This is a genomic window from Streptomyces sp. NPDC048331 (genome assembly GCF_043201215.1).
In the GTDB taxonomy this organism is placed as follows: Bacteria; Actinomycetota; Actinomycetes; order Streptomycetales; family Streptomycetaceae; genus Streptomyces.
On sequence record NZ_JBICYT010000014.1, the window covers coordinates 51,056 to 75,094 of the forward strand.

General features: G+C 73.5%; 23 protein-coding genes. 15 read left to right on the top strand and 8 right to left on the bottom strand.

Annotated features, from left to right (window positions below; translation table 11 throughout):
- The 5 genes from ACGFYY_RS21175 to ACGFYY_RS21195 all read left to right on the top strand — a co-directional run bounded on the left by ACGFYY_RS21175 (nt 1) and on the right by ACGFYY_RS21195 (nt 6,238).
- Nucleotides 1-2,076, top strand: coding sequence for an acetate--CoA ligase family protein (locus ACGFYY_RS21175; RefSeq protein WP_393711289.1), 2,076 nt, complete (start codon nt 1-3; stop codon nt 2,074-2,076).
- A gap of 49 nt (nt 2,077-2,125) precedes the next feature.
- Nucleotides 2,126-3,337, top strand: coding sequence for an acyl-CoA dehydrogenase family protein (locus ACGFYY_RS21180; RefSeq protein ID WP_393711291.1), 1,212 nt, complete (start codon nt 2,126-2,128; stop codon nt 3,335-3,337).
- A gap of 38 nt (nt 3,338-3,375) precedes the next feature.
- A complete protein-coding gene (locus ACGFYY_RS21185; RefSeq protein ID WP_365268830.1) occupies nt 3,376-4,548 on the top strand; it encodes an acyl-CoA dehydrogenase family protein in 1,173 nt (390 codons plus the stop codon).
- Between the two features lie 119 nt (nt 4,549-4,667).
- A complete protein-coding gene (locus ACGFYY_RS21190) occupies nt 4,668-5,630 on the top strand; it encodes a 3-hydroxybutyryl-CoA dehydrogenase (protein ID WP_393711294.1) in 963 nt (320 codons plus the stop codon).
- On the top strand, nt 5,627-6,238 hold the full coding sequence (locus ACGFYY_RS21195) for a TetR/AcrR family transcriptional regulator (protein WP_365268824.1): 612 nt from the start codon (nt 5,627-5,629) through the stop codon (nt 6,236-6,238). The genes ACGFYY_RS21190 and ACGFYY_RS21195 overlap by 4 nt, the downstream gene beginning before the upstream one ends.
- 29 nt (nt 6,239-6,267) lie before the next feature.
- Here ACGFYY_RS21195 and ACGFYY_RS21200 read toward each other — a convergent pair whose 3' ends face one another.
- Complete coding sequence (locus ACGFYY_RS21200) at nt 6,268-6,621, bottom strand: hypothetical protein (RefSeq protein ID WP_393711296.1); 354 nt, start codon at nt 6,619-6,621, stop codon at nt 6,268-6,270.
- A gap of 363 nt (nt 6,622-6,984) precedes the next feature.
- A complete protein-coding gene (locus ACGFYY_RS21205; RefSeq protein WP_393711298.1) occupies nt 6,985-7,575 on the bottom strand; it encodes a hypothetical protein in 591 nt (196 codons plus the stop codon).
- A 205-nt stretch (nt 7,576-7,780) separates the two neighbouring features.
- Between ACGFYY_RS21205 and ACGFYY_RS21210 the strand changes: the two genes are divergently transcribed.
- From ACGFYY_RS21210 to tap, 7 genes are all read left to right on the top strand, one after another.
- Nucleotides 7,781-8,215 (top strand): DUF5954 family protein, encoded by a 435-nt coding sequence (locus ACGFYY_RS21210; protein WP_393711300.1) that lies wholly within the window; start codon nt 7,781-7,783, stop codon nt 8,213-8,215.
- Nucleotides 8,216-8,387: 172 nt separating this feature from the next.
- The gene (locus ACGFYY_RS21215; RefSeq protein ID WP_393711302.1) at nt 8,388-8,819 is read left to right on the top strand and encodes a VOC family protein; all 432 of its coding nucleotides are present in this window, start codon (nt 8,388-8,390) and stop codon (nt 8,817-8,819) included.
- A 173-nt stretch (nt 8,820-8,992) separates the two neighbouring features.
- A complete protein-coding gene (locus ACGFYY_RS21220; RefSeq protein WP_393711304.1) occupies nt 8,993-10,366 on the top strand; it encodes an LCP family protein in 1,374 nt (457 codons plus the stop codon).
- Nucleotides 10,367-10,418: 52 nt separating this feature from the next.
- Nucleotides 10,419-12,506, top strand: coding sequence for a SpoIIE family protein phosphatase (locus tag ACGFYY_RS21225; protein ID WP_393711306.1), 2,088 nt, complete (start codon nt 10,419-10,421; stop codon nt 12,504-12,506).
- Nucleotides 12,507-12,623: 117 nt separating this feature from the next.
- A complete protein-coding gene (locus ACGFYY_RS21230; protein ID WP_393711521.1) occupies nt 12,624-13,982 on the top strand; it encodes a cytochrome P450 in 1,359 nt (452 codons plus the stop codon).
- A gap of 66 nt (nt 13,983-14,048) precedes the next feature.
- Nucleotides 14,049-14,486 (top strand): hypothetical protein, encoded by a 438-nt coding sequence (locus ACGFYY_RS21235; RefSeq protein WP_393711308.1) that lies wholly within the window; start codon nt 14,049-14,051, stop codon nt 14,484-14,486.
- Complete coding sequence (gene tap / locus ACGFYY_RS21240; RefSeq protein WP_393711310.1) at nt 14,473-16,938, top strand: telomere-associated protein Tap; 2,466 nt, start codon at nt 14,473-14,475, stop codon at nt 16,936-16,938. The genes ACGFYY_RS21235 and tap overlap by 14 nt, the downstream gene beginning before the upstream one ends.
- Before the next feature lie 7 nt (nt 16,939-16,945).
- On the opposite strand, the gene ACGFYY_RS21245 is transcribed toward tap, so the two are convergent.
- From ACGFYY_RS21245 to ACGFYY_RS21255, 3 genes are all read right to left on the bottom strand, one after another.
- Complete coding sequence (locus ACGFYY_RS21245; protein ID WP_393711312.1) at nt 16,946-18,331, bottom strand: pyridoxal phosphate-dependent decarboxylase family protein; 1,386 nt, start codon at nt 18,329-18,331, stop codon at nt 16,946-16,948.
- A 107-nt stretch (nt 18,332-18,438) separates the two neighbouring features.
- Nucleotides 18,439-18,789, bottom strand: coding sequence for a hypothetical protein (locus ACGFYY_RS21250; RefSeq protein WP_030762898.1), 351 nt, complete (start codon nt 18,787-18,789; stop codon nt 18,439-18,441).
- Nucleotides 18,790-18,918: 129 nt separating this feature from the next.
- Complete coding sequence (locus ACGFYY_RS21255; RefSeq protein WP_393711314.1) at nt 18,919-19,581, bottom strand: DUF4232 domain-containing protein; 663 nt, start codon at nt 19,579-19,581, stop codon at nt 18,919-18,921.
- Between the two features lie 168 nt (nt 19,582-19,749).
- On the opposite strand from ACGFYY_RS21255, the gene ACGFYY_RS21260 reads away from it, so the two are divergent.
- A complete protein-coding gene (locus tag ACGFYY_RS21260) occupies nt 19,750-20,607 on the top strand; it encodes a hypothetical protein (protein ID WP_393711316.1) in 858 nt (285 codons plus the stop codon).
- A 61-nt stretch (nt 20,608-20,668) separates the two neighbouring features.
- Here the strand turns inward: ACGFYY_RS21260 and ACGFYY_RS21265 are convergent, their stop codons facing one another.
- The 3 genes from ACGFYY_RS21265 to ACGFYY_RS21275 all read right to left on the bottom strand — a co-directional run bounded on the left by ACGFYY_RS21265 (nt 20,669) and on the right by ACGFYY_RS21275 (nt 22,596).
- Nucleotides 20,669-20,890, bottom strand: coding sequence for a hypothetical protein (locus ACGFYY_RS21265; protein WP_393711318.1), 222 nt, complete (start codon nt 20,888-20,890; stop codon nt 20,669-20,671).
- A gap of 137 nt (nt 20,891-21,027) precedes the next feature.
- The gene (locus tag ACGFYY_RS21270) at nt 21,028-21,528 is read right to left on the bottom strand and encodes a hypothetical protein (protein WP_393711320.1); all 501 of its coding nucleotides are present in this window, start codon (nt 21,526-21,528) and stop codon (nt 21,028-21,030) included.
- A 66-nt stretch (nt 21,529-21,594) separates the two neighbouring features.
- Nucleotides 21,595-22,596 carry an RNA ligase family protein gene (locus ACGFYY_RS21275; protein WP_393711322.1) on the bottom strand — a complete coding sequence of 334 codons (1,002 nt, stop codon included), beginning with the start codon at nt 22,594-22,596 and terminating at the stop codon, nt 21,595-21,597.
- A 112-nt stretch (nt 22,597-22,708) separates the two neighbouring features.
- Here ACGFYY_RS21275 and ACGFYY_RS21280 point away from each other — a divergent pair, with 112 nt between their 5' ends.
- Nucleotides 22,709-23,032, top strand: a complete 324-nt coding sequence (locus ACGFYY_RS21280) for a hypothetical protein (RefSeq protein ID WP_365268781.1) — start codon at nt 22,709-22,711, stop codon at nt 23,030-23,032.
- Nucleotides 23,033-23,089: 57 nt separating this feature from the next.
- Nucleotides 23,090-23,977 carry a S41 family peptidase gene (locus tag ACGFYY_RS21285; protein WP_393711324.1) on the top strand — a complete coding sequence of 296 codons (888 nt, stop codon included), beginning with the start codon at nt 23,090-23,092 and terminating at the stop codon, nt 23,975-23,977.
- Nucleotides 23,978-24,039: the final 62 nt, after the last annotated feature.

Consider the following 24,039-nt stretch of genomic DNA (forward strand, 5'->3'; position numbering starts at 1 on the left):
ATGGGACGTGATCTGACCGCGCTCTTCGACCCCCGCTCGGTCGCCGTCGTCGGCGCCAGCGACGACCCGGCGAAGTACGGCCACGCGGTGGCCGCCCAGGCCCTGCGCGCCCCCGACCGGCGGCCCGTGCACCTGGTCAACCGGCGGGGCGGCACCGTACTCGGCCGCACCGCGGCCACCTCCCTCACCGCCGTCGGCGAACCGGTCGACCTGGTGGTGATCTCCGTACCCGGCGCCGGCTTCGAGGCCGCCGTCGACGAGGCCCTGTCCTGCGGGGCGAAGGCGATCGTCGCCATCACCGCCGGCTTCGCCGAGGCCGGCCCGGCGGGCCTGGCCCGGCAGCGGGCGGTCGCCGACCGGGTACGGGCCGCCGGAGCCGTCCTCGTCGGCCCCAACTGCCTGGGCATCGCGGACAACACCACCGAGCTGTACCTCGCCTCGGACCGCTTCGCCCCCGGCGGGGTGGCCCTGCTCAGCCAGAGCGGCAACCTCGCCCTCGAACTCCAGCTCCGCGGTGAGCCGCACGGCCTGGGCTTCTCCCGCTTCGTCTCCCTCGGCAACCAGGCCGACGTCACCCTTGTCGACCTCGTCGAGGACTGCGCCCGCCACGAGGCCACGTCGGCCATCGCCGTGTACGCCGAGGACTTCGGCGACGGCCGGGCCTTCGCGGCGGCCGCCGCCGCGGCGGGCAAGCCGGTGGTCCTGCTCACGGCCGGCCGGGGCACCGCCTCCGCCCGTAGTGCCCAGTCGCACACCGGGGCGCTCACCACCTCGGCCGACGTGGTGGCCGCCGCCTGCCGGGACGCGGGGGTCGAACTCGTCCGTACCCCGCGGGAGATGATCGTCGTGCTGGCCGGACTGGGCGCGGGGGTGCGTACGCCGGGCCGGCGGACCGCCGTCTTCACCGACGGCGGCGGCCACGGCGCGGTCGCCGCTGACGCGGCCGAGGACGCCGGGCTCGACGTACCGGAGCTCGGCGGGCCGACCCAGGACCGGCTGCGGACCGTGCTGTGGGAGCAGTCCTCGGTCGCCAACCCCGTCGACCTGGCGGGGATGGGCGAACAGCGGCCCCTCTCCTACGCCGACACGGTCGGGGCGCTGCTCGCCGCCGACGAGGTCGACGCCGTCCTGATGACCGGCTACTTCGGCGGTTACGCAGCCTCCGAGGGCGGTCTGGGCGGGGGCCCGGCAGGGGGTTCCGTACTGGCCGAGGGCGAGGCCCGGGCCGCCAAGGAGATCGTCGCGCACCTCGCGTCCGGCGCTGCGAAGCCGCTGGTCGTGCAGTCGATGTACCCCGGGTCGCCGAGCTGCCGGGTGCTGGCCGAGGCCGGGGTGCCGGTGTTCGACGCCACCGAGGACGCCGCCCGCGCGCTCGCGGCGATGACCGGGCGGCGGGGTGCGGCGGACGCCGTCGGCGTGCCCCCGCTGCCGGGCGCCGCCGCACCGCTGGCGGACCCGGGCTACCACGGGGTGCGGGCGTTGCTCGATGCCGCCGGGGTGCCGTTCCCGGCGGCGCGCGAGATCACGGACGAGGCCGGACTGCTCGCCGCGGCCGCGGAGTTCGACGGCCCGTACGTGCTCAAGGCCCTGCACGTGCTGCACAAGTCCGACGCCGGCGGGGTGGCGCTGCGCCTGGCCGACCGGGACGCACTGCTCGCCGCGTACCGGGAGATGCGTGCCCGGCTCGGCGCACCCGCCTACTCCGTCGAGGCGATGGCCGACCTCACGGACGGCATCGAGCTGATCGTGGGCGTGAACCAGGACCCGCGGTTCGGGCCGATCGCCCTGGTCGGGCTCGGCGGCGTCCTCACCGAGTCGCTCCGTGACGTCGCCTTCGCGCTCGCGCCCGTACCGGCGCGGCGGGCCGAGGCCCTGCTGCGGGGCTTGCGCAGCGCCGCGCTGCTGGACGGCGTACGCGGCCGGCCGGCCGTCGACGTGGCCGCGGCGGCGGCCGTCGTCGAGCGCATCACCACCGTCGCCGCGGCGCACCCGGAGATCGCCGAACTGGAGGTCAACCCCCTGCTGGTGCGCCCGGACGGCGCGCTCGCCCTGGACGCGCGGGCCGTCCTGCGCTGACCGCTCCACCCCCACCCCCACCCCCTGTGCTCTGGAGGACTGACTTCACATGGACTTCCGCTACACCCCCGAGCAGGCCGACCTCAAGGCCCGCGCCGCCGCGTACGCGCGGCTCCTGATGACCTACGAGGACCGGTCCGAGGAGGCCGGCGGCCCGCTGCCCGTCGAAACGGTCCGGGAACTGACGCGCGCCGCCGTCGACGCCGGTGTCTACGCGATCAACATGCCCGCCGAATGGGGCGGTGCCGGGCTGTCGTTGCTGGACCAGGTCATCGTCGAGGAGGAGTTCGGCAAGGTCACCAACTGCCTGTGGGACATTCCCTGGCGGCCCGCGAACGTCCTCGCCTACGGGACCGAGGCGCAGCGGGAGAAGTACCTGCTGCCGGTGATCCGGGGCGAGCGGTTCGATGCCTTCGCGGTGACGGAGCCCGGTGCCGGTTCCGATCCCGGTTCGGGCACGAGCACCGCGACCCGTACCGACGGCGGCTGGCTGCTCAACGGCGAGAAGTGGTTCGTGACCTGTGGGGACATCGCGGACTTCCTGCTGGTGCAGGCGGATGCGGGCCCCGAGAAGGCGGCGACGCTGTTCTTCGTCGACAAGCAGGCGCCCGGGGTCGAGATGACGCGCGTCCCGCGGTTCATGCACTCCGCGGTGAACGGGCACCCCGAATTCACCTTCACCGATGTGTTCGTCCCGGACGAGGACGTGCTCGGTGGTGTCGGCAACGGCTACGAACTGACCAAGGAGTGGTTCACCGACGAGCGGCTGATGATCGCCGCCCGGACGGTCGGCGCCGCCGAGCGGGCCCTGGAACTCGCCCGGGACTGGGCGATCGAGCGCCGCCAGTTCGGCTCCCCCATCGCCGACTTCCAGCTCATCCAGGGCATGCTCGCGGACTGCGCCGTGGACATCGCCGTCAACCGGGCCTACACGCACCAGGTCGCCTGGGAGGCCGACCGGCCGGAGACCGACCGCAAGACGCTGCACGCGAAGGCCTCGACGGCGAAGCTCGCGGCGAGCGAGGCGGCGGGCCGGGTCATCGACCGGTGCGTGCAGATCTTCGGCGGCCGCGGCTACGACCGTACGTACCCCGTCGAGCGCATGTACCGCGAGCTGCGCGTCGACCGGATCTGGGAGGGCACCTCCGAGATCCAGCGGCTGATCATCGCCAACGAGCTGATCAAGCGCGGCACCGGGGCCCTCGCCCTGCCCACCTCCGCCCCCGCCTCCTCCCCGTCCGCCCCCGCCTCGACCTCCTGACGACCGCTTCCCCACCACGACCCAGAGGACAGACACACATGGACTTCCGCCTCACCGCCCGTCAGGAAGAGCTCCGGAGCGCGGCACGCGCGCTCACCGACTTCATCGAGAAGTACGAGCTCGACTGCGAGGAGAACAACGGGCTGCCGCCGCAGGCCCACATCGAGATCCGCGACGCCGTCCTCGACAGCGGGCTGCAGGCCGTCAACATGCCGAAGGAGTGGGGCGGCGCCGGCCTCACCATCCTGGAGCAGGTCACGGTCCAGGCGGAACTCGGCCGCCTCACCGGCGCCTTGTGGGACATGGTGTGGCGGCCGGCCAACGCCCTGTCCTACTGCACGCCCGAGCAGCGCGAGCGCTACCTCGTCCCGGTGATCCGGGGGCAGCGCCGCGACTGCTACGCGGTGACCGAGCCCGAGGCCGGCTCCGACCCGCAGAACCTGCGGACCACGGCGACGCGGACCGCCGGCGGCTGGGTGCTCAACGGCGAGAAGTGGTTCGTGACGGTCGGTGACCACGCCGACTTCATGATCGTGCTGGCCGCCGCCGGGGAGGAGCGCGCGCCGACCCTCTTCCTCGTCGACAAGGACACGACGGGTGTCGAGATGACCCGCGTGCCGCGTTGGATGCACACCTTCGTCTACGAGCACCCCGAGTTCACCTTCACCGAGGTGTTCGTCCCCGAGGACGCGGTGCTCGGGGAGGTGGGTCAGGGCTACGACATCACGCGCTCGTGGTTCACCGAGGAGCGGCTGATGATCGCCGCCCGGACGATCGGTGCGGCGGAGCGGGCCCTGGAACTCGCCCGGGACTGGGCGATCGAGCGCCGCCAGTTCGGCTCCCCCATCGCCGACTTCCAGCTCATCCAGGGCATGCTCGCCGACAGCGCCGTCGACATCGCCGTCAACCGGGCCTACACCCACCAGGTGGCGTGGGAGGTCGACGAGGGTGTCGTCGACCGCAAGACACTGCACGCGAAGGCGGCCATCGCCAAGCTGGCGGCGAGCGAGGCCTCGGGCCGTGTCGTGGACCGGTGCCTGCAGATCTTCGGGGGGCGCGGCTACGACCGCTCGTACCCGGTGGAGCGCCTCTACCGCGAGCTGCGCGTCGACCGGATCTGGGAGGGCACCTCCGAGATCCAGCGCCTGATCATCGCGGGCGAACTGGTCAAGCGCGGTACGGGCGTTCTGCGGATGCCGTCCGCGGGATGACGGCGGGGGACGGCCCGGGGGCGGTCCGGCCGGCGGTCCGGGCCGTCCCCTTCCCGAGCGCGGCGGTACCAGCAGGGGCCTATGAGCGTCAGAAGCATCAGAGGAGGGAGGACCGGTCGATGACCGATGTCGAACGGGTCGGGATCGTGGGCTGCGGACTGATGGGATCCGGTATCGCCGAGGTCTGCGCCCGGGCCGGGCGGGACGTCGTGGTGGTGGAGGCGGCCCGGCCGGCCGCGGCCGCCGGCCTGGAGCGGATCGCCCGCTCCCTGGAGCGGGCGGCGGCGTCCGGAAAGCTGACGGCCGCCGAACGGGACGCCGCCGTCGGCCGGATCACGGTGACCACGGACGTGGCGCGCCTCGCGGACCGGGACCTCGTCGTCGAGGCGGTGGCGGAGGACGAGCGGGCGAAGCTGGAGGTCTTCGCCCTGCTCGACCGGGTGGTGGAGCGGCGGGACGCGGTCCTCGCGACGAACACCTCCTCGATCCCGGTCATCAGGCTGGCCGCGTCCGTCTCGCGGCCGGAGCAGGTGATCGGCCTGCACTTCTTCAACCCCGTGCCGGTCCTTCCGCTGGTCGAGCTGGTGCCCTCGCTGCTCACCGGCGACGAGACCGTCCGGCGGGCGCACGCCTTCGCCTCCGAGGTACTGGGCAAGGAGGTCGTCCGGGCCCGCGACCGGGCGGGGTTCGTCGTGAACGCCCTCCTCGTGCCGTACCTGCTGGCCGCCGTGCGCATGGCCGAGTACGGGACCGCTTCGGCCGAGGACATCGACCGGGGCATGACCCTGGGCTGCGCGCACCCGCTGGGACCACTCGCCCTGGCCGACCTGATCGGCCTGGACACGGTGCAGGCCATCGCGCGGTCGATGTACGCGGAGTACCGGGAGCCGCTGTACGCCCCACCGCCGCTGCTGGCCCGGATGGTCGACGCGGGCCGGCTGGGCCGCAAGACGGGGCGGGGCTTCCACACGTACGGCGACCACGGGAGCGGTGCGATGCGCGAGGATGGTGGTGTGGTGGCCACGGCAACCGGGCCCACCCGCCCGGTCCACGGGCGCCGACACGGGGAGCAGCCAACGTGACCAAGGCCGAGCGCGCACTCGAGACGCGCGAGCGCATCCTCATCGCCGCGTGCGAGGTCATCGCCGACATCGGCTTCGAGAACGTCAGCATGCGCAAGGTCGCCGAGCACGCCGGGGTGTCGAAGGCCCTGTTGCACTACCACTTCGACACGCGCGAGAAGCTGTTCGCCGAGGCGATGACGCATTCCTTCGCCCAGACCGGTACGGACACCGAGGGCGTTCCCGACTCGGTGTCCTCCGCGGTGGTCCTGGCCCGCATCCTGCGGAGCATGCTGCCGACGGACGCGGAGCTGCGCCAGGACTGGAAGCTCTGGCAGGAGTTGTGGGTGCGGGCCCAGCGCGACACGGCGGCCCGGCACCTGGCCGTCGACCTGTACGACCAGTTGCACGCCTGGGTCGGCGGCGCCGTGGAACGGGGCATCCGCTCGGGGGAGTTCGCCGCGTGCGACGTGGCCGCGCTCGGCACCCTGGTGCTGGCCCTGTGCGACGGCCTCGGTATCCGGCTGATGCTGGACGATCCCCGGGTGGATCTCGCGACGGCCCGGGCGACGATCTGGCGGGCCATCTCCCCCACGCTGGGCATCGATCCGCGGTTCCCGGAGGTGTGACCGGGCCGACCGGTGTGTTCGGTGCGGGGTCAGCCCGGGCCGTGCACGGTCTGGACGTTGCCGAGGGAGTCGACGGTGAGGGCCACGCGCTCGATCTTGTTCCCCATGGCCAGCACGATCCACACGACCCCCCACAGCAAGCAGGTGAAGATGGTCAGGATGGCGTGCAGGAGGTGGTTGACGTTCCCGCCGCGTACCAGCACCGCCTGGCTCGGTGAGCGCGATTCGACGCGCCAGCCGAGGGCGACGTACTGGTTCACCGTCCAGTCGAGGATCGCGGTGCGCCGCGCGTCGTCGAGCGGCTCGCCGGGGGGCCCGTAGAACAGTTCCGGGGGCGGCTCCGGAAGCGGCCCCCAGCCCTTCGGTTCGTCGGACTTGGCCATCGGTCCTGCCTCCCCACGCGTCGGGGCCGCCGGAGGCGGCGGCGGGACGGTTTCGGTACGGTCCCGCACCTCCCAGGGTGCGCCGGGCGGGCGGGTCCAGCATTCCGAGCCTGTCCGACCAGGCCTTTCGTCGGCTGTACGTGCGGGTGCGGCCTCGAATTCCGGGGCATTGTCAGTGGCTCGCCCTACAGTGCGAAGCATCCCATTCAAGGGTTGAGGCGGGCTGCCTCGCTGCATGATCCCGCCCCACCGGACCCCTTCGCGGGGGACAGCGACCGGTGGGGTGGCGCGCGGCGCCGCCGCCGTGGCCCCCCGGCGGGCGCACGCCGCCGGCGACGGAATGATTGCGGGAGCGCGCTCAGCTCAGCTCCGCTCCCGCGGTGAGCCCACGCGTCGGAGAGCCTCGGCGAGGGCGGGTGGCGAGTCCACCGAGACGTACACCGTTTCCGCCTCCACCGGCCCGGCCGGGCCCAGGTCGAGGAGTACGGGCGGGTCGAGGTGCAGGGCCACGTTCAACGCGCTCTCCACCGAGCAGGCCACCGCAGCCGGTTCGCCCGGGACGGGCCTCGGGCCCCGGCCGGGAACGGTGCGTATCACCGGAGAGGTGGAGCGGACCGCCGAGCGCGGCAGGGTCAGGTCGCCGAGGAAGGCGGTCCGCAGGACCACGTGTTCCTCCCCCACCTCGTGCGGGTGCCGGACCAGCGCCGCCACCAGGCCCAGGCCGCCCAGCACCAGCAGGAGCTCCAGTGCCGCGTGCAGCGGTCGGACCGCGGGCGGCAGCACCGAGGAGAACAGGAAGGCCACCACGATCTCCGTCACCGCCAGGACCAGCACCACCTGGCGCGTCCCGGCCGAGTGTCGGGGCCCCGGGGCCGACGGACGACGCAGCACCGCCGCCGTCAGCGATCCGGCCCATATCCGTACGATCCCGGACCGGCTCGGACGAAACGTCACGGCCCCTTTCCTCGGTCCCGTCACCGTCATGACCGCCCCCCGTCGCCACCGCGCTCGTTCCCTTCCTTCAGGCTCGCGTGCGTCCGGCGGGTCGGACAGTGACGAATGTCAGGGGTGCGCGGACGGTACCGCCACCGGGTCCGCCGGGGTCGGGGAATCGGCGAATCGGGGGTGCTGTCCCGGACCGGTCGGCAGGATGGGAGCCATGGACCGTGGGGACATGAGGCCGCGCGGTTCGCGGCCGGTGGTGGTGCGGGTGCCGGTGGAGCCGGTGGAAGCCGCGCGGGAGGCCGACGCGCTCGACGCCGTGGCGCGTGCGGGCGATGTGGTGGTGCGCGGCCCGCTGTTCGGGGTGGCGGCGCAGGCCCCCGGCGACGGGCCGCGGTGGCGGGTGGTGCTCGAAGTGACGGCCGGCTGCCCGCAGCAGGCGCGGGACGGGCTGAACTCGCGGCTGTGGTTCCGCGCGAAGGACGAGGCGCGGGACCGGGCGGAGCGGCGTCCGGACCCGCCGCTTGTTGCGCTGGGGGGCCCGACGGGCCGGAGGGCCCACGTCCGTCCGATGTCGACAGCCAGGAGCCCGCCCGGATCCATCTCACGCTCGACGAGGACGGGCACGTCCTGCCGGACGACTGACCCATGACACGGGTCGGTCCTTCCCGTGGAAGTCGGAGCCCGCCGGGCGTTGCGACGTGCGCCACCGGGCCTCCATGGGAAACGGTGGACCCGCCCCGCCGTGCGAGCGCCGTACGACCCGCCGTGCGACCCGCCGCGATCCGCTGATGCCCGCTGATGCCCGACCGAGGGAGACACCCATGAACTGGACGCTCGAAGTCGTCCCCGTCCCTGTCACCGACATGGATCGCGCGAAGAGTTTCTACGCCGACCAGGTCGGCTTCGGCGTCGACCTCGACGACGAGGTCTCCCCGGGCGTGCGCATCATCCAGCTGACCCCGCCCGGTTCCCGGTGTTCCATCGCCATGCTCCAAGGAATGCCCGAGGTTCCCGGGGGCGGGGTCATGGCGCCCGGCACCCTGCACGCCCTGCAGCTGTGCGTCACGGACATCGAGGCGGCCCGGGAGGAGCTGGTGGCCCGGGGCGTGGACGTGTCGCCCGTGCGGAACCTCGGCGCGTCGGGCTGGCAGGAGGGCAAGGGCGGGACCTGGAACTCCTTCATGACCTTCCAGGACCCGGACGGCAACAGCTGGGTCGTCCAGGAGGCCCCCTCGGAGCTGTCCGAGCGCTGACCGGGTCGGTGCCGCGCGCGCCCGGGTGACAGCCGCGGCGGCGGGCAGATGTACCAAGCCCGCCCCCTGCGGGGTGGAATCCCGGCGCGTACAGTCCGGGTGCCCGCCTGCCAGGCCAGTACATTCCCCATCCAATCCGGCTGAACCGGTTCGTTCTACTCTGGGGATGTGCCTTGCGCCGTACCGCTGTCGCTCTGACCCTGCTGGCCGCCCTCTCCTGCGGTTCCTTCGTGGGCTCGCAGGCCGTCTCGGCCGCGAGCGCTGCCGCGGGCAGCGGCGGCGCCGGCCGGGGCACCAACATCCTGGTCGTCGGCATCGACAGCCGCGCCGGGCTCTCCGCCGCCGAGAAGCGACGGCTCCACGTGGGCGGCAAGGGGTGCAACTGCACCGACGTGATGATGCTCGTCCACCTGTCCCAGAACCGGCGGCGCGCGAGCATCGTCTCCATCCCCCGCGATTCCTACGTCGAGTACGCGGGCGCCACCGCCCCCGCCCCGGCCCGCAGCGGGAAGATCAACGGCGCGTACGCGATCGGCGGCGGCCCGCTCACCGTGGCCACCGTGGAGAAGGCCACCGGACTCCACATCGACCACTACCTGGAGACCGGTTTCACGGGCTTCGAGCGGACCGTCGACAACCTCGGCGGCGCCACCGTGTGCACCGACAGGCCGCTCCAGGACGAGAACTCCGGGCTCGACATCGGCGCCGGCCGCCACCTCGCCGACGGGAACCAGGCGCTGCGCTACGTCCGGGCCCGGCACGTCAACCTCCGGCCCGGCGACCTGGGCCGGGTCCGCCGCCAGCAGCGCCTGGTCGACGACCTGCTGGCCCGGCTCACCGCGGAGGGCGCCCTCGCCGGCCCCATCAGCACGGCGCGGACCGTACGCACGCTGCTGAAGACCGTACGCACCGACGAGCGCACCGGCCTGGACGACCTCGTCCGTATCGGCTGGGCGCTCGGTCACCTCCGCACGGACCGGACGGAGTTCGCGACCGTCCCCATCCGGCTCTTCGACCACCGCGTCCCCGGTGTGGGTTCCACGCTGGTGTGGGACGAGGCCCGCTCGGCGGCGCTGTGGGAGGCGCTCGGCGCGGACCGCCCGATCACGGGCGACACCCGGATCCAGCCGGTCGCGGAGAATCCGGCCCCGACCGACCCGGCCCGGTTCTCCGTCCGCGTGGACGACGCCGATGTCGCCGCCGCCCTGCGCGCCGACGGGTTCGTCGTCACCGACACCTCGGCGACCGCACCGCCCCAGCGCCCTGCGGGCCCGCCCGTCATCCGCTACGCCAGCGGCCAGGAGGAGAACGCGGCGACCGTGGCGGCCGCGCTGCCCGGTGCCCTCCTGCGGCCCGATCCGGAGCTCGACGGGGTCCTGGAGGTCAGCGTCGGCGCACGGCCCGTCCAGGTCAAGGCCGTCACCTTCGACCGCAACGTGGCCGACGGCGCCCCCGTGACCGGCGACCGTCTGCGCTGCGCCGAGGCTCCGACGGCCGCCGGAGCCGCCCGGCCGGGAAGCGCCGGGGAGCCTTCCGGGCGACGATGAGAGATGGGGACCACGCACAGTCACGAGACCGTTCCGGAGGAGCGGGTGCACGATGCATGAGGAGATGCCGCTCGACGACCTGATCAGCAGCGCCGCCCAGGACGCCGGAGGCTGGCTGGGCGCCCTGCCGGTCGCGCTCGTGGCGACCAGCGGCGACGGGATGATCGTGCGCTGGAACCACGGCGCGCAGCAGCTCCTCGGCTACGCCCCGCCCGAGGTGCTGGGGCGGCACATCTCCGATCTGCTGCATCCGGGAGCCGATCGCAGCCTGGGCCGGTCCTTGTGGGAGACGGCCGCCACCGGGCGCGGGGTCATGGGTACGGTCACCGCCTGGCACAGCAAGGGGCACCCGCTGGAGCTGGAGATCTGGGCCTGCCCGGTTCCGGACCGCCGCCACGGCGCCTCGGCCGTGCTGGTGTTCGCCGCGGACGCGCACGCGGCCCGCCGCATCCGCGGTTCCTCGGCCGTCTGGGACGGGCTGTTCGCCCGTTCGCCGGTGGGGATCGGGGTCCTCGACACGCAGCTGCGGTTCCTCCAGGTCAATCCGGCCCTCGAAGCGATGAACGGGCTCGCCGAGTCCGCCCATGTGGGGCGGCGGCTGGCCGAGTTGCTGCCCGAGGTGAACGCCGACGAGATGGAGGAGGCGATGCGCCAGGTCCTGGACACGGGTGAGCCGGTCCTCGACCGGCGCCGTACCGGCCGGACCCCGGCCGACCCCGACCACGACCATGTGTGGTCGTGCTCGTACGTGCGCGTCGAGGACCCCGGCGGCCGGCCGATCGGTGTGATCGCCTCGCTCCTCGACATCACCGCGCAGCAGCGTGACCACACCGAGGCCGAGGCCGGCCGGCGGCGTCTCGCGCTGCTCAGCGAGGCGAGTTCGCGGATCGGCGCCAGCCTCGACCTGGAGCGCACGGCGCAGGAGCTCGCCGACCTCTCCGTCCCGCACCTGGCGAGCGCCGTCACGGTCGACGTCCTGGACTCCCTCGCCCGTGGCATCGAGCCGGGCACGGGGCTGGCCGGGGGCGTGGCCCTGCGTCGGCTGGGCAAGGCGCCGCTGACCGGCTCGACCGTCACGCAGATCCTGGCGCCGTTGGGTCGGACGCTGATCTTCCCCTCGACCGCGCCCTACACCCAGGCCCTCGCGGCCCGTCAGCCGTTCCTGATCGCCCACCTGGACGACCGGGCCGTCGCCGCCGCGGCCCGGCACTCCCCCAAGCCGGCCCAACTCCTGGAGCTGGGCGTGCACTCGTTCATGATGACCCCGCTGATCGCCCGCGACATGGTCCTCGGCGTCGCCACCTTCTACCGCACCGGCCGCACCGGCCCCTTCGGGTCGGACGACGTCACCCTCGCCGGCGAGCTGGCGGCCCGCGCCGCCATCAGCATCGACAACGCGCGCCTCTACCACCACGAACACGAGACCGCGGTCGTCCTCCAGCGCAGTATGCTCCCCCAGCACGTCACCCCGCCCCCGGGCATCGAGATCGCCCACCGCTACCTGCCGGCCAGCGATGTCAACGAGGTCGGCGGCGACTGGTACGACGTCCTGCCCCTCAGCGGGGGCCGGGCCGCGCTCCTCATCGGCGACGTGATGGGCCACGGCATCGCGGCCGCGGCCGTGATGGGACGGCTCTCCGCGACCGTCCGCGCCCTCGGCCGCCTCGACATGCCTCCCACCGCCCTGCTGCACCAGCTCGAAGCCGCCCTCGCCGATCTGTCCGACCCGATGCTCGCGACGTTCCTCTACGTGGTCTGCGATCCCGCCACCGGCCGTTGCACGGTCACCCGCGCCGGACATCCGCCCCCGGCCGTGGTCCAGCCCGACGGCGCCGTCCACCTCGTCAGGACCCCGCCGGGCGTCCCGCTCGGCGTCGGCGGCATCTCCTTCACCACCACCGACATCGTCGTGCCGCCCGGCAGCACGCTCGTCCTCTACACCGACGGGCTGATCGAGGCCCGCAGGCGCGACATCGACGAGCGTCTGGGCGAGCTCACCGGCCTGCTCGCCGAGCCCCAGCAATCGCTCGACCACCTCTGCGACTCCCTCATCGCCCATCTGGTGCCCGCCTCCGCCGACGACGACATCGCCCTCCTCGCGGCCCGGATCGGCGTGGCCGACCACACACCACCCGGGTGATTCCGGCCATCGGTCCTCCGGCGCTGTCACCGCACACGTCCGTCCCCGTACAGTCCGTGATGTCGCAGCGACCCTCGGGCACCGTCCCGACAGCCGGACAGGAGAAGAGCCGTGGCCATCGACACGGGCAGCGGGCCGTCCGCCCCTCAGCGGTCCGGGACGGGGCGTCCGCTCCCCGAGGCCGACGCCGACTCGGTGGAGCGGTGGCGCGCCCACCAGGGCGACCTGGTCGACCTGTTGGCGCAGGTACGGGAACGGCTCGGCGGCGTCGCCGCGTTCCGACTCGGGCCGCGGCCCACCGTCCTGGTCACCGAGCCCGAGGCCGTGCGACACGTCCTCGCCCTGCGCCCCGACCTGTACGTCAAGCGCTCCCACCGCGCCCGCCTGCTCATCGGTGACGGGGTGCTCGCCGCGACCGGCGAGGCATGGAGGACCCAACGGAAGCTGCTGCAGTCGCAGTTCACCGGCAAGGGGATGCGCCGCTACGAGGAGCGGATCATCGGGGCGGCCCGGACCACGGCCGTCCGGTGGGCCGACCACGCGCGCACCGGGCGGACCTTCGACCTGGGTGAGGAGATGCGCCGCTTCGCCCTGGACACCATCTGGCGGGCGCTCACCGGGCACCCGCTGGACGACGCGACGGCGCACGAACTGACGGCCGTGGCCGCCGTGGTGGCCGCGCTGCCCAGTCTGCCGGCCGACCGGGTGGACGCCCGGGACGCCGTCGCCGAGGACCTGGCCAGGATCGACGAGGTCGCCCGGCGCGCGGTGGCCGCGGCCCGGGACGGCTCCCCCGGCCCCGACGGGCCGGGTCTGCTCCAAGTGCTGGTCGACGCCTCGGCCGAACGCCCCGCGTACACGGACCGCCTGGTGCGGGACGAGCTCGTCACCCTGCTGGTCGCCGGGCACGAGACCACCGCGACCACACTGACCTGGCTGTACCTGCTCCTCGACCGCCACCCCGCGGCCCGTACGGAGGCGCTCGCGGCCGGTCCCGAGGACTCATCGGAGCGGCGCGAAGCCCTCCAGGCACTGGTCGGCGAGACGCTCCGGCTGTACCCGTCCGCGTGGATCCTGCCCCGGCACGCCGCCGCGGCCGACGTCCTGGCCGGCTACCACGTCGAGGCGGGTACGGATCTGCTGGTCTGCCCCTACCTCACGCACCGGGACCCCGAACTGTGGCCGGATCCGGAGCACTTCGACCCCCGGCGCTTCACCGTCGCGGGCGGCCGTCCCACCCGGCCGGGCGCCTACCTGCCCTTCGGCATCGGTCCCCGTGCCTGCCTCGGCCAGCAGTTCGCCCTGCGGGAGTCGGTGGCCCTCCTCGAACTCCTGCTGCCCGCCCACGTCCCGTACTTCCACGCCGTGCCCACCCGGGCGGCGTACAGCATCACCGTGCGTCCCGACGGCCCGACGCCCGTCACCCTCCGCGACGTCGGGGCCGAACGGCGTGTCGACCAAGATCCGCAACGATAGGGTGAGGGCTGCTCGTGCCGTTGCCGGCAGGGCGGTGGGACGTGCCGGGGAGCGGGGGAATCAGGGATGGCTGGCATACGCGTACGGATCGAACCCGGTGACGGGGCGCCGGCTGCGGCCGGAACCGCCGGGCTCACCGGCGATTTCGCCGACTGGCTGACGCAGGACCGGGAGGTGTCCCGGTGCGCGACCGTTCGGCGGGTCCGTGCGACGGCCCCGAGCGGCGCGATGTCGGGCGATCTGGTCGAGTGGATCAATCTCGCGGTCTCTTCCGGGTTCTCCGCCACGGCGCTGGTGTACGCGCACCGGACGTTCCGCGCCTCGTTGCCGCCCCGGCTGCGCTCCGAGGCGCGCCTGGTGGTCGAGTACGACGGTGTCCGTGTCGTCGTCGAGGACGGCACGGCGCAGGACGCGGCCCGCGTCGCGCGCGCCTTGGCGGGCGGGCAGGCCGACCCGGTTCCCTCGCCCGACGCCCCGCGGGAATCCCCCGGTGCCGGTTCCTGACCCGACCGCCAGCCGGGCCGTACTGATCGGGGTCGACGGCTACGCCCATCCGGACCTGGAGCAGCTGCCCGCGGCCGCCGCGGGGGCCCGGCGCCTCGCCGAGCTGCTGCGGGACCCGTCGGTCTGGGGCCTGCCCGCGGCGCACGTCACGGTGCTGGGCGCGGACGCCCCTGTCTCCCGGATACTGGGCGCGGTGCGGGACGCCGCCCTGGGGGCCACGGAGACGCTCCTCGTCTACTTCGCCGGGCACGGGCTGCGCGACCGCGACGAGAAGCTGTACCTGGCACTGGCCGAGGCGGATGCCGATCACCCGCAGATCGGGACGCTGCAGTACCGGACGTTGCGCGACGTGGTGCGCCAGGCCGGGTACCGGGCGCGGCACCGGGTGACGGTGCTGGACTGCTGTTACAGCGGCCTGGCGGGTGCGATGTCCGGCGCCGATGTCCCGACCCGCGTGGAACTCGCCCACGCTTTGGACGAGACCGCGCACCCCGATGGGCATCGGGCCGCCGGCTGGGAAGCGGCGGACGGGGACGACCACGGGGACTGCGTCCTGACGTCGGCTCCCGCGACGCGGCGCTCCTTCGTTCCGCCGGGTGCTCCGTTCCCGGAGTTCACCGGCGAGCTGATCTCCCTGTTGGAGCACGGCTCGGCCGGCGCGGGAGCGGAGTTGAGCCTGGAGGACGCCTGGCGGACCGTCCGGCGCCGGATGTCCCGACGTGGCAGCGCCGAACCGCAGCAGTTCGCCCAGAACGCCGTCGCCACCCGGATCCGTCTGCACAACCGGGCCGCCGGGCCCGCCACCCCGCGACCACGGCCCTTCGAGAACGGGCCGCTGGCCGTCGTCGACGCCGAGGGCGGCACGGTACGTGCGTACTGCACGGGCGGCCGCGTGCTGCACTCCCCCGCGACGACGCTCGACGAGCTCCTGGAATGGACGCTGACCCGGTCCGGGCTCGGCGCGGCGCGGCTGCACCGCTACGGCACGGACGCCGATCCGCTGCTCGCCCTCACCCCGGCCGCCGCCGAACGGTTCGAGCTTCCGCGCGGTCCCGGCGACGGCCCCCGGTGGTCCCTTCCGGACGGCCACGAGGTCCTCGTCCGGCTTCGGCGGGCGGGCTGGCAGCCGACCCGGAGCGGCTTCGGCCCCTGGGCCCGGTTGTACCGGACCGCTCCGGGGGGCCGGCGGCGATGCGTCCGGTTGTGCGTACTGCCCTGGGGGGCACTCGACCCCCACCACTGGGGCGCGACCGCGCAACTCCCGCCCGCCGAGGCCGCCCGCGTGCTCGGCGTCTACGCCGAGCGCGTCATCACCCCGAGCGGCTCTCCTGGAGTCACGGGGCTGTCCCTGATGACCGCGCTGCGCCCGCCGACCCGCGCGGTGCGGGACAAACGGACCGGGGCCTGGGTGACCGGCCCCAACCCCGGGGCGCTCACGGACGCGGTGGACTGCGCGCCGTGCGAGGCCCCGGACGGGCACCCGGTGCTCGCAGGCCTTCACCGGTCCGGCCACCGGCGCACTCCGGACCAGGTGCTGATGGAGGAGGCGCACGCGTGGTCGCGGCCGCCGACCGACGCCGAGCTCCGATCGTCCCACGTGGTGGGCATCCGGGTGAACCTGGTGCCGGCCGCGGCGGCGAGTCGGCTCGGCCTGGGGCTCGACGCCCCCGTGCACGTCGTCCGGCCGGGCTTCGACAAAGCGCTGCCCGGCAGTTGGCTGGTGGACCTGTCCCGCATCCCTCTCGACGAGCGCCTGCCCTCCCCGTTCACATCGCACGGGCGACCGCCGACGGGCCCGGCCTGGTACACCACCCCCACCGTGGCCTACGCGGTGGAGCTGGGCTTCGCGGTCCACCCGATGGAGGCGTACGTCCGTACCAGGAGCGCCCCTTACCTCGACCCCTGGTACGAGCGGCTGCGGGACGGCTACATGGCCACCATGGCCGACCTCGGCATGGGCCCGGGCCTCACCGGCAAGGAGTTCCTGGACGCCATGACCCGCCGGCACCGGACCGATCCGGGGGCGGCGGTCGTGCTCGGCGCGATCGAGGCGACCGCCAAGGACGGTCTGGCGATGCTCGGCGAGCATCCGTGGCCGGTGCCGCAGCGCCCGACCTGGCGCCCCGACATCCGGGCCGCCGTCACCGCGCGGGCCCGGATCAACATGCACCGCAAGATGCTCACGTCGGCGCGGCGGACCGGTCTGCATCCGCTGGCGGTCTTCGGCGACTACGTGGTGTACGCGTCGAACAGCCCGTCCCCCCTGGACCTGCTCCCCCGCACGCCGGAGGGCGAACCGCTCCTCGGCGGCTTCCGGCTCGGGGTGTCGCCGGGGATGGTCACGTACGCGGGCGCACGGACCACGAAGTGGTTCGAGGCCCTGCGCGCGGAGCACGGTCCGGAGTTCAACATCGCGCAGGACATCGCGACCGACGGAGGCGAGGAACTCTGACCTGTCCTCATGTGCCGTCGGAGGCCCGGCGGATCGCGTCCAGGGTGTGTGACACGTCCTCGTCGGTCGTCGACCAGTTGCTCACCGAGATCCGCATGACGCGGCGGCCGTGCCAGGTGGAGCCGCTGATCCAGGCCGCGCCCTCGTCGAGGAGGCGGGCCAGCACCCGGTCGGTTCGGTCGTCGTCGCCGAACTCGGCGCAGACCTGGGTGAAGACCACGTCGTTGAGGACGGTCGCGCCGTCGATGGCGTCGATGCCGGTGGCGAAGGCGCGGGCGTGTCGGCACAGCCGGTCGACGAGGTCGGCCACGCCCTGGCGGCCGAGGGACCGGAGGACGGCCCATACGGTGAAGGCGCGTCCGCGGCGGGAGAGTTCGGGGACCTTGTCGATGGGGTCGCCGTGTTCGTGCTGGATGAGGTAGTCGCCCTGCAGTCCCATCGCCGACCGGAGCGCGGCGGCGTCGCGGACGAGGGCGAGGCCGCAGTCGTAGGGGACGTTCAGGGTCTTGTGGGCGTCCGTGGCCCAGGAGTCCGCCCCGGCGCAGCCTTCGGTGAGGTGGGCGTAGGTCGGGGAGGCGGCCGCCCACAGGCCGAAGGCGCCGTCCACGTGTACCCAGGCGTCGGACTCGCGGGCGGCGCGGATCGTCTCGGGGAGGGGGTCGAAGGCGCCGGAGTGGATGTCACCGGCTTGCAGGATCACGATCGTGGGGGCGGGGACGGGACCGGGAACGGGGCCACGCGCCGCCAGGGTCCGGCGTAGCGCCTCGGGGTCCATGCGTCCTTGCGCGTCGGCCTCGACGAGTTCGGGCCGGCCGAGTCCGAGGTAGCGCAGGGCCAGGTCGATGGCCATGTGGCGGTCCCGGCCCGCGACGACGCGTACGGGCGGTCCGCCGGCGAGTCCGTCCTGGGCCACGTTCCGTCCGGCCCGCCGCAGCACCGTGTCGCGCCCGGCGGCGAGGCAGGTGAAGTTCGCCATGGTGGCGCCGGTGGTGAAGCCGACGGCGCTGTCGGGCGGGAGGCCGAGCAGGTCGAGCAGCCAGGCGCCGGAGATCTCCTCCGCCGCCGTGTACGCGGGCGAGACCGCGCGCATCACGCAGTTCTGGTCCCAGGCGCTGACGAGCCAGTCGGCGGCGAGCGCGGCCGGCTCGGTGCCGCCGACCACGAATCCGTAGAAGCGGCCGCTGGGGAATGCGGTGAGCCCCGGCTCACAGGCCGTGGCCATCAGGTCGACGACATCGGCGGGCGTGCTCGGCGCGTCGGGCAGCTCGGCACCGAGCGCGCGCACGATCTCGTCGACCGTGGCGCGGGCGGGAACCGGGCGGTCGGACAGACTGGCCAGCCAGCGGACGGCATGACCGTGCGCCTGTCGGAGCGCCGCCTCGCGCTCGTCCATACCTCGGACTATGGAACAGAGCCCGCCCGCCCGCAAGCGACGGGCCGGAGGGCGCGGTGTCAGGGCATCAGGGCGTCAGGGCGTCAGGGCGTCAGGGCGTCAGGGCGTCAGTGGATGACGCTGAAGCTGCGCCAGGGCAGGCTCACGGGGGCCGTGACGTTCGAGAGGGTGGTCGCGACGTAGATCCCGTCGGCCTTGTCGGTCTTCTGGCAGTCCGGCGTCCGGTACAGGACGACATCGACGAGGGTGTTGTTCTCCACGTGCGTGGCGCCCTTCGGGATGCCGATCTTGTGGCAACCGACGACGAGCGTGTTGGAGTAGCTCAGCTCGACCGGCGAGTCGTGCCCGCGGAAGGTCAGCATGCCGACGGTGCTCCGGCCCAGGCCCGAGCAGGCGCTTGCCGTCAGCAGCAGTGCTGCGACGCCCACGATGGTGCTGATACGTCGGCTGTGGGACATGGGCTCGGTCCTCGTCTGTGCGGTGGTGACGGTCCTTGTCCACAGCCTGACGCGGTGGGGCGCGGCCGTCCTCCGTTGCTCGGCCGACCGGATGACCGGCCGGCCGGATGACGGCGACGGCCCGCCGGCCTACAGGCTCAGTGCGTCCTCCGCGTTGTTCATCCAGGCGGTCACGGAGTTCTTGGTGGGCGAGACGTACAGGCCGGGGGTGGATGCCTTCAGCGGCGTCTGCGCCAGGTCGGACTCGGTGTTCATGGTCAGCGCGATCGAGTTGACGGTCTTGCCCTTGCCGTCATGGGCACCGCCCATGAGCCCGGCGTAGGCCGACTGGCCCGGCTCCAGGCGCAGTGCGTCCTCGATGCCGGGGGCGGCGCCCCGCTCCGTGGCCTGGCCGTCCAGGTCGCCGAAGGTGACGATCGGATGCCCGAGCGCCCGGCAGGCCTTGGTGCCCTTGTTGGTGATCTTCAGCAGGTAGCTGCTGGTCGTGGGCTCGGCCAGGCTCGCGGTGAAGGTCACGTCGAACGTGCTGCAGGGGAAGACGTCGTAGTCGGGGTCGGTCGAGCCCGACTTCGGCGGCTTCGTGGGGGTCACGGGCTTCTTCGGCGCGGCGGACTTCGACGGCGTCGCGCTCGGGGCCGGGGTCGCGGTCGCGCTGCCGCCGGAACTCGCGGTCGGGCTCGCGCTCGGTGTACCGGGCCCGCCCGCCGCGCCGTCCTCGGTGGGTCCACACGCCGTCAGGGCCAGTGCGGATACGGCGGCGAGAGCGACGGCTGCCTTGCGTACGGTGCTCATGATGGTGGTCCCCCCTGGGGAAAGCGCGCGGAGCGCGCCGGGCTGGGCCGGGCTGGCTGAGCACCAGCGTCCCGTAGAAGCTTCACAGCTTGGTGACGGTGTGTCGTCGGATCGACCACGGTTACGCACCCGGCCCGCTCGGCGGGCCAGCCCTTAGCATCTGGGTCCATGGGGACATCGGAGGAGAACGGCCCGGCGGGCGACGCGTGGCGGGTCACGGTGCGGGCGCGGGGGCGCGGGGCCGGTCTGCCGCCGGACGGTCCGGACCGGCCCGTCGGCCGGCCGCTCGCCCGGCGGCAGGATCTGCGCATCCACGGCACCGCCGGGAAGATCAGCTGTGTGGACGACTCGGGTCGTACCCGTTGGACCGCGCTCTGTTCCGGTGTTCCCAACGCCGCCCACATCTCCGGCGGCCGGGTCCTCGTCACGACGGACTCGCTCGCGTACACGCCCTGGGGCCATCTGGGGCCGGCCGTGCTCCTCGACCTGACGGACGGCAGCCGGGTCGCCGAACTGCGCGGCGCACGCGGCGCCGCGCTGGGCGGTGGCCGGTTCGTACTCGGTCTGGAGGGCTACGACGTCTTCGACACCTGGGCCTACGACCGTGACGGCACCCTGTACGACTCCTGGCGCAGCTACGGTCATTACGTGGTCGGGACCGGCATCCGGGTCGTCGAGACCGACCGCAACATCCCGACCGGCAGCCGGGTGGTACGGCTGCTGCCCGGTGGCACCGTCGAACGCGGACCGGCCCTTGCCGACCCGCAGGCACCGGAGCCGCTCGTCCTCGCGGACGGCACCATCCTGGTGCTCGACTGCGGAGTGCTGCGCGCCGTGGGCCGCCGGCTGGAGGACCAGGTCCTCGCCGAACTGCAGGCCATCGACCCGGAGGAAGCGTGGCGTCACCACGGCGCGCTCCACCGCTCCGGTCACGAGGTCACCGTGACCATCACCGAACAGCATCCCGACCGGCCCGGCAGGCACACCTACCGCACCTGGACGCTGACCCTCCACCGGGGCGGTTGAGCCCCCGCGGGTCCGGTTGCCGAGGGGCCGGTCGGAACGGTCGGGACGGTCGGGACGGTCGTCAGTTCGCCATCACCGTCAGTACGGCCGAGACGACCGTGACCGCGGACGCGGCCACCATCCAGTTCCGGGCCCGGCCCGACAGCACCGGGATCCCGTCGGCGTCGTCCTCCTCGGACTCCTCTTCCGGCTCCCGGCGGCGCGGACACGACACGCAGGCCGGATCGTGGACCAGTGTGTCGAGCCAGACGACACCGTCGAGCGGCGCCCGAGCGAACAGCATCCCGTCAGATTCCATAACCGGACAACGCCATGATCCGCATCAGGCCACTGCCGGAGACCGGACCGAGGCCCAACCGTTGCCGACCAGCCGATCGGACAATGCGGTGAGCGCACCGGAGGGCTCCGGTGCGCTCCGGGTCACCGGCCGCGGCGGCTGTCGTAGATGGTGAGGCAGAGTTCCTTCATCGCGGTCTCCGCCCGCTTGGGGTCCGCGCCGTGGTCGATGGCTTCGAGGGCGGCGGCCGCGGAGGTCTGCACCGGGTAGGGCAGCCCCTCGTAGGCGGAGATCCGGTAGGCCATCGTGCGGCGCGCCGCCCGCTCGGCCTCGCTCACCCCGTCCGGGGTGAGCGGGAAGACGGCCGCCTGGTACGTCGCGATGCAGACGAGCGCGGCGTCGGCGAGGCCCTCGGCGTAGCCGTCTGCCGGAACGGTCTCGGGGTCGGGCTGGAAGAGGGCGAGGACCTGCCGGCGGGAGAAGTAGGAACCCAACCCGGCGCCGAGGCCGGCCACGGCCGCGAAGACCACGGCCGTCAGCCGGCCGGACAGGAGCAGACCGAGGCAGGCTCCGGCGACCGTGCCGCAGGTCACCAGGACGAAGGTGATCATCAGGTGGATGCGCGAGCCGATCGGGGACTTCATGGCAGCAGTATGCACAGGGCCGTCGGCCCGGGAGGAACCCGGCGGGCCGCCCCGCGCCCGATGGGGTCAGGCGCGGCGGTCGGCGGCGTCGAAGTGGGCCAGGGTCAGGGCTCCGGCGTGCAGGCACTCCTCCAGTGCGCGGTACGTCGCCGGGTCCAGGCCGCCCAGTGCCTGCGCCACCTCCTCGGCCGCGTCGCGGGCGATCTCGCCGGCCAGGTCGCCCGGCGGGGTGCGGGGTCCCAGTTTGCTCACGGCCGCCGCGGCCCGGGCCGGGGTGAGCAGGCCGGTGCCGTGGGCGAGCAGCCGGCCGGGGACTCCTGCCGCGCCCTCGGCCGGCGCCTGGTAGGGGCGCGAGCCGTCGAACCGCTCGTCCTCGGCGAAGGCGGGCTGCTTGAACTTGGCCATGGGCCTCCCGGGTTCGCGGGATCCGTCGGCGGGTTTGACGACGAGGCCTTCGGCGAGGTTGTCGGGGAGCGTGGGCAGGCCAAGCAGTCCGGGCAGGCGGGTGGGGAAGACCGTCGGCAGCTCCTGGAGGCGCCCGAGCGGGCCTTCGGCGAGCAGTGGCACGCAGAGCAGCCCGGCCTCGGCGGCCGCCGCGCGCAGTGTCCGGTCCCCGATCCAGCGCGGGCCCTCGTCGTCGGTGACGGTGGCGTCGAAGGGGAACCAGAGGAGGTCGGGCGCGTACCAGACGCCGGTCTGCACGGGATCGGCTCCGGGCGTGGCGGGAACGTCGGGGTGGGGGTAGCTGCCGCCGGCGAGTTCTCCGTAGAGGGTGACGACCGCGGTGGCCGGGGCTCCGGTGTCCTCGCGCAGGCTCTGCGCGCAGCGGGTCGCCGCCACCGCGAGCGCGGGCCAGATCCTGCCGACGCCGAAGAAGTCGTCCAGGCCGCCGTCCGTGAGCAGTTCGCGCCGCTTGGCGGGGTGCGCGCCCGAGGTGTCGCACACGACGGCGAAGTTGGCGCCGTGGATCTTCTCGTGGGCGACCCAGTTCCGCCCGCGCGCCTCGCCCAGCCGGGTGTTCGAGGGGATCTTCGGGTACGGGGTCCAGGGGCGGGGTTCGGGGTGCACCGGGCGATCGTAGCGAGCGCGTCCGCGCGGGACCCGGGGTTTTCCTGCCCGCGGGACGCGCCCGTAGGGTGGCCGGGAAAGATCCACATCCTGACGCGGGAGGACTCCAGGCATGTTCGCTGTGATCTACCGGTGGCGGCTCCGTCCGGGCATGGAGCGGCAGTTCACCGAGGGCTGGCACCGGGTGACGGTGGCCATCCACGCACGGTGCGGCAGTTACGGGTCCCGGCTGCACCGGGCGGACGACGGTACCTGGGTGGCGTACGCGCGCTGGCCCGACGAGGAGTCGCGGGAACGCTGTGCGGTGCCCGACCCGCAGGGGATCGCGATGATGGTGGAGGCGATCGCGGAGCGACTGCCGGAGATCCGTATGGAGATCGTCGACGACCTGCTCGCGGAGCCCGGCCGGCTCTCGGGCGCGACTCCCGGACCGTGACCGGGTCGAGCGTGAACCCTTTTGATCACTGCGGAGTTGGCCCCTAGCATCCGTCCCATGCCTACCAATGAAGAGATCATCGAACGCGCACTGGACCGGATCACCACGGGTTACGTCTTCCCGGACAAGGCCGTGGTCATCGAGGCCGGTATCCGGGACCGGCTCGCGGCGGGTGCGTACAAGGGCCTGGAGGGGCCGGCGCTCTGCGAGGCGGTGACGGCTCACCTTCAGGAGGTGTGCCCGGACAAACACCTGAGACTGCTGTGGACGGACGAGCCGCAGTCGCTGGACCCGGTGGACGAGGACGGCGGGCAGGCCGCCTTCTCGGCTCTGCTCCGGGCCGAGAACCAGGGGATCCGGCGCGTCGAGCAGCTGGAGGGGAACATCGGGGTCATAGAGATCCGGCTCATCGCGGGCGCCATCGAGGGCGCGAGCGCGATCGGGGCGGCGATGCAGCTGGTCGCGCACAGCTCGGCCCTCGTGCTGGACCTGCGGGGCTGCCGCGGTGGGATGCCGGAGGGGGCCGCGATGTGGTGCAGCTACTTCTTCGCGGACGACCAGGTGCACCTCAACGACATCTACGACCGGGGCTCGGACAGCACCCGGCAGTACTGGACGACCTCGCACCTTCCCGCTCCCCGCTACCTGGACCGGCCGGTCCACATCCTCACCAGCGCGAGCACGTTCTCCGGGGGCGAGGACGTGGCGTACACCCTGCAGGCGCGGGGTCGGGCCGTGGTGGTGGGTGAGACGACGCGGGGTGGCGCCCATCCGACGGCCCGGCACGCGGTCGCCGAGCACGTTCTCGTGACGGTGCCGACGGCCCGGACGATCAACACCGTCACGGGAGGCAACTGGGAGGGCGTCGGCGTCGTTCCCGACGTCCCGGTCCCGGCGGAGCAGGCCCTGGAGACCGCGCTCAAGGCCGTCCAGCCGGGCGTCTGACCTCCGCACGACCTCCGCACGTCGTCAGGCCTCGCCGGACCTCGTAGGGCCTCGTAGGGCCT

Bases quoted from the DNA above. Each gene is read 5' to 3' on its own strand.
- ACGFYY_RS21175 (WP_393711289.1), top strand. From the start codon at position 1: ATGGGACGTGATCTGACCGCGCTCTTCGACCCCCGCTCGGTCGCCGTC.
- ACGFYY_RS21180 (WP_393711291.1), top strand. From the start codon at position 2,126: ATGGACTTCCGCTACACCCCCGAGCAGGCCGACCTCAAGGCCCGCGCC.
- ACGFYY_RS21185 (WP_365268830.1), top strand. From the start codon at position 3,376: ATGGACTTCCGCCTCACCGCCCGTCAGGAAGAGCTCCGGAGCGCGGCA.
- ACGFYY_RS21190 (WP_393711294.1), top strand. From the start codon at position 4,668: ATGACCGATGTCGAACGGGTCGGGATCGTGGGCTGCGGACTGATGGGA.
- ACGFYY_RS21200 (WP_393711296.1), bottom strand. From the start codon at position 6,621: ATGGCCAAGTCCGACGAACCGAAGGGCTGGGGGCCGCTTCCGGAGCCG.
- ACGFYY_RS21210 (WP_393711300.1), top strand. From the start codon at position 7,781: ATGGACCGTGGGGACATGAGGCCGCGCGGTTCGCGGCCGGTGGTGGTG.
- ACGFYY_RS21215 (WP_393711302.1), top strand. From the start codon at position 8,388: ATGAACTGGACGCTCGAAGTCGTCCCCGTCCCTGTCACCGACATGGAT.
- ACGFYY_RS21225 (WP_393711306.1), top strand. From the start codon at position 10,419: ATGCATGAGGAGATGCCGCTCGACGACCTGATCAGCAGCGCCGCCCAG.
- ACGFYY_RS21235 (WP_393711308.1), top strand. From the start codon at position 14,049: ATGGCTGGCATACGCGTACGGATCGAACCCGGTGACGGGGCGCCGGCT.
- ACGFYY_RS21245 (WP_393711312.1), bottom strand. From the start codon at position 18,331: ATGGACGAGCGCGAGGCGGCGCTCCGACAGGCGCACGGTCATGCCGTC.
- ACGFYY_RS21250 (WP_030762898.1), bottom strand. From the start codon at position 18,789: ATGTCCCACAGCCGACGTATCAGCACCATCGTGGGCGTCGCAGCACTG.
- ACGFYY_RS21255 (WP_393711314.1), bottom strand. From the start codon at position 19,581: ATGAGCACCGTACGCAAGGCAGCCGTCGCTCTCGCCGCCGTATCCGCA.
- ACGFYY_RS21260 (WP_393711316.1), top strand. From the start codon at position 19,750: ATGGGGACATCGGAGGAGAACGGCCCGGCGGGCGACGCGTGGCGGGTC.
- ACGFYY_RS21265 (WP_393711318.1), bottom strand. From the start codon at position 20,890: ATGCTGTTCGCTCGGGCGCCGCTCGACGGTGTCGTCTGGCTCGACACA.
- ACGFYY_RS21270 (WP_393711320.1), bottom strand. From the start codon at position 21,528: ATGAAGTCCCCGATCGGCTCGCGCATCCACCTGATGATCACCTTCGTC.
- ACGFYY_RS21280 (WP_365268781.1), top strand. From the start codon at position 22,709: ATGTTCGCTGTGATCTACCGGTGGCGGCTCCGTCCGGGCATGGAGCGG.
- ACGFYY_RS21285 (WP_393711324.1), top strand. From the start codon at position 23,090: ATGCCTACCAATGAAGAGATCATCGAACGCGCACTGGACCGGATCACC.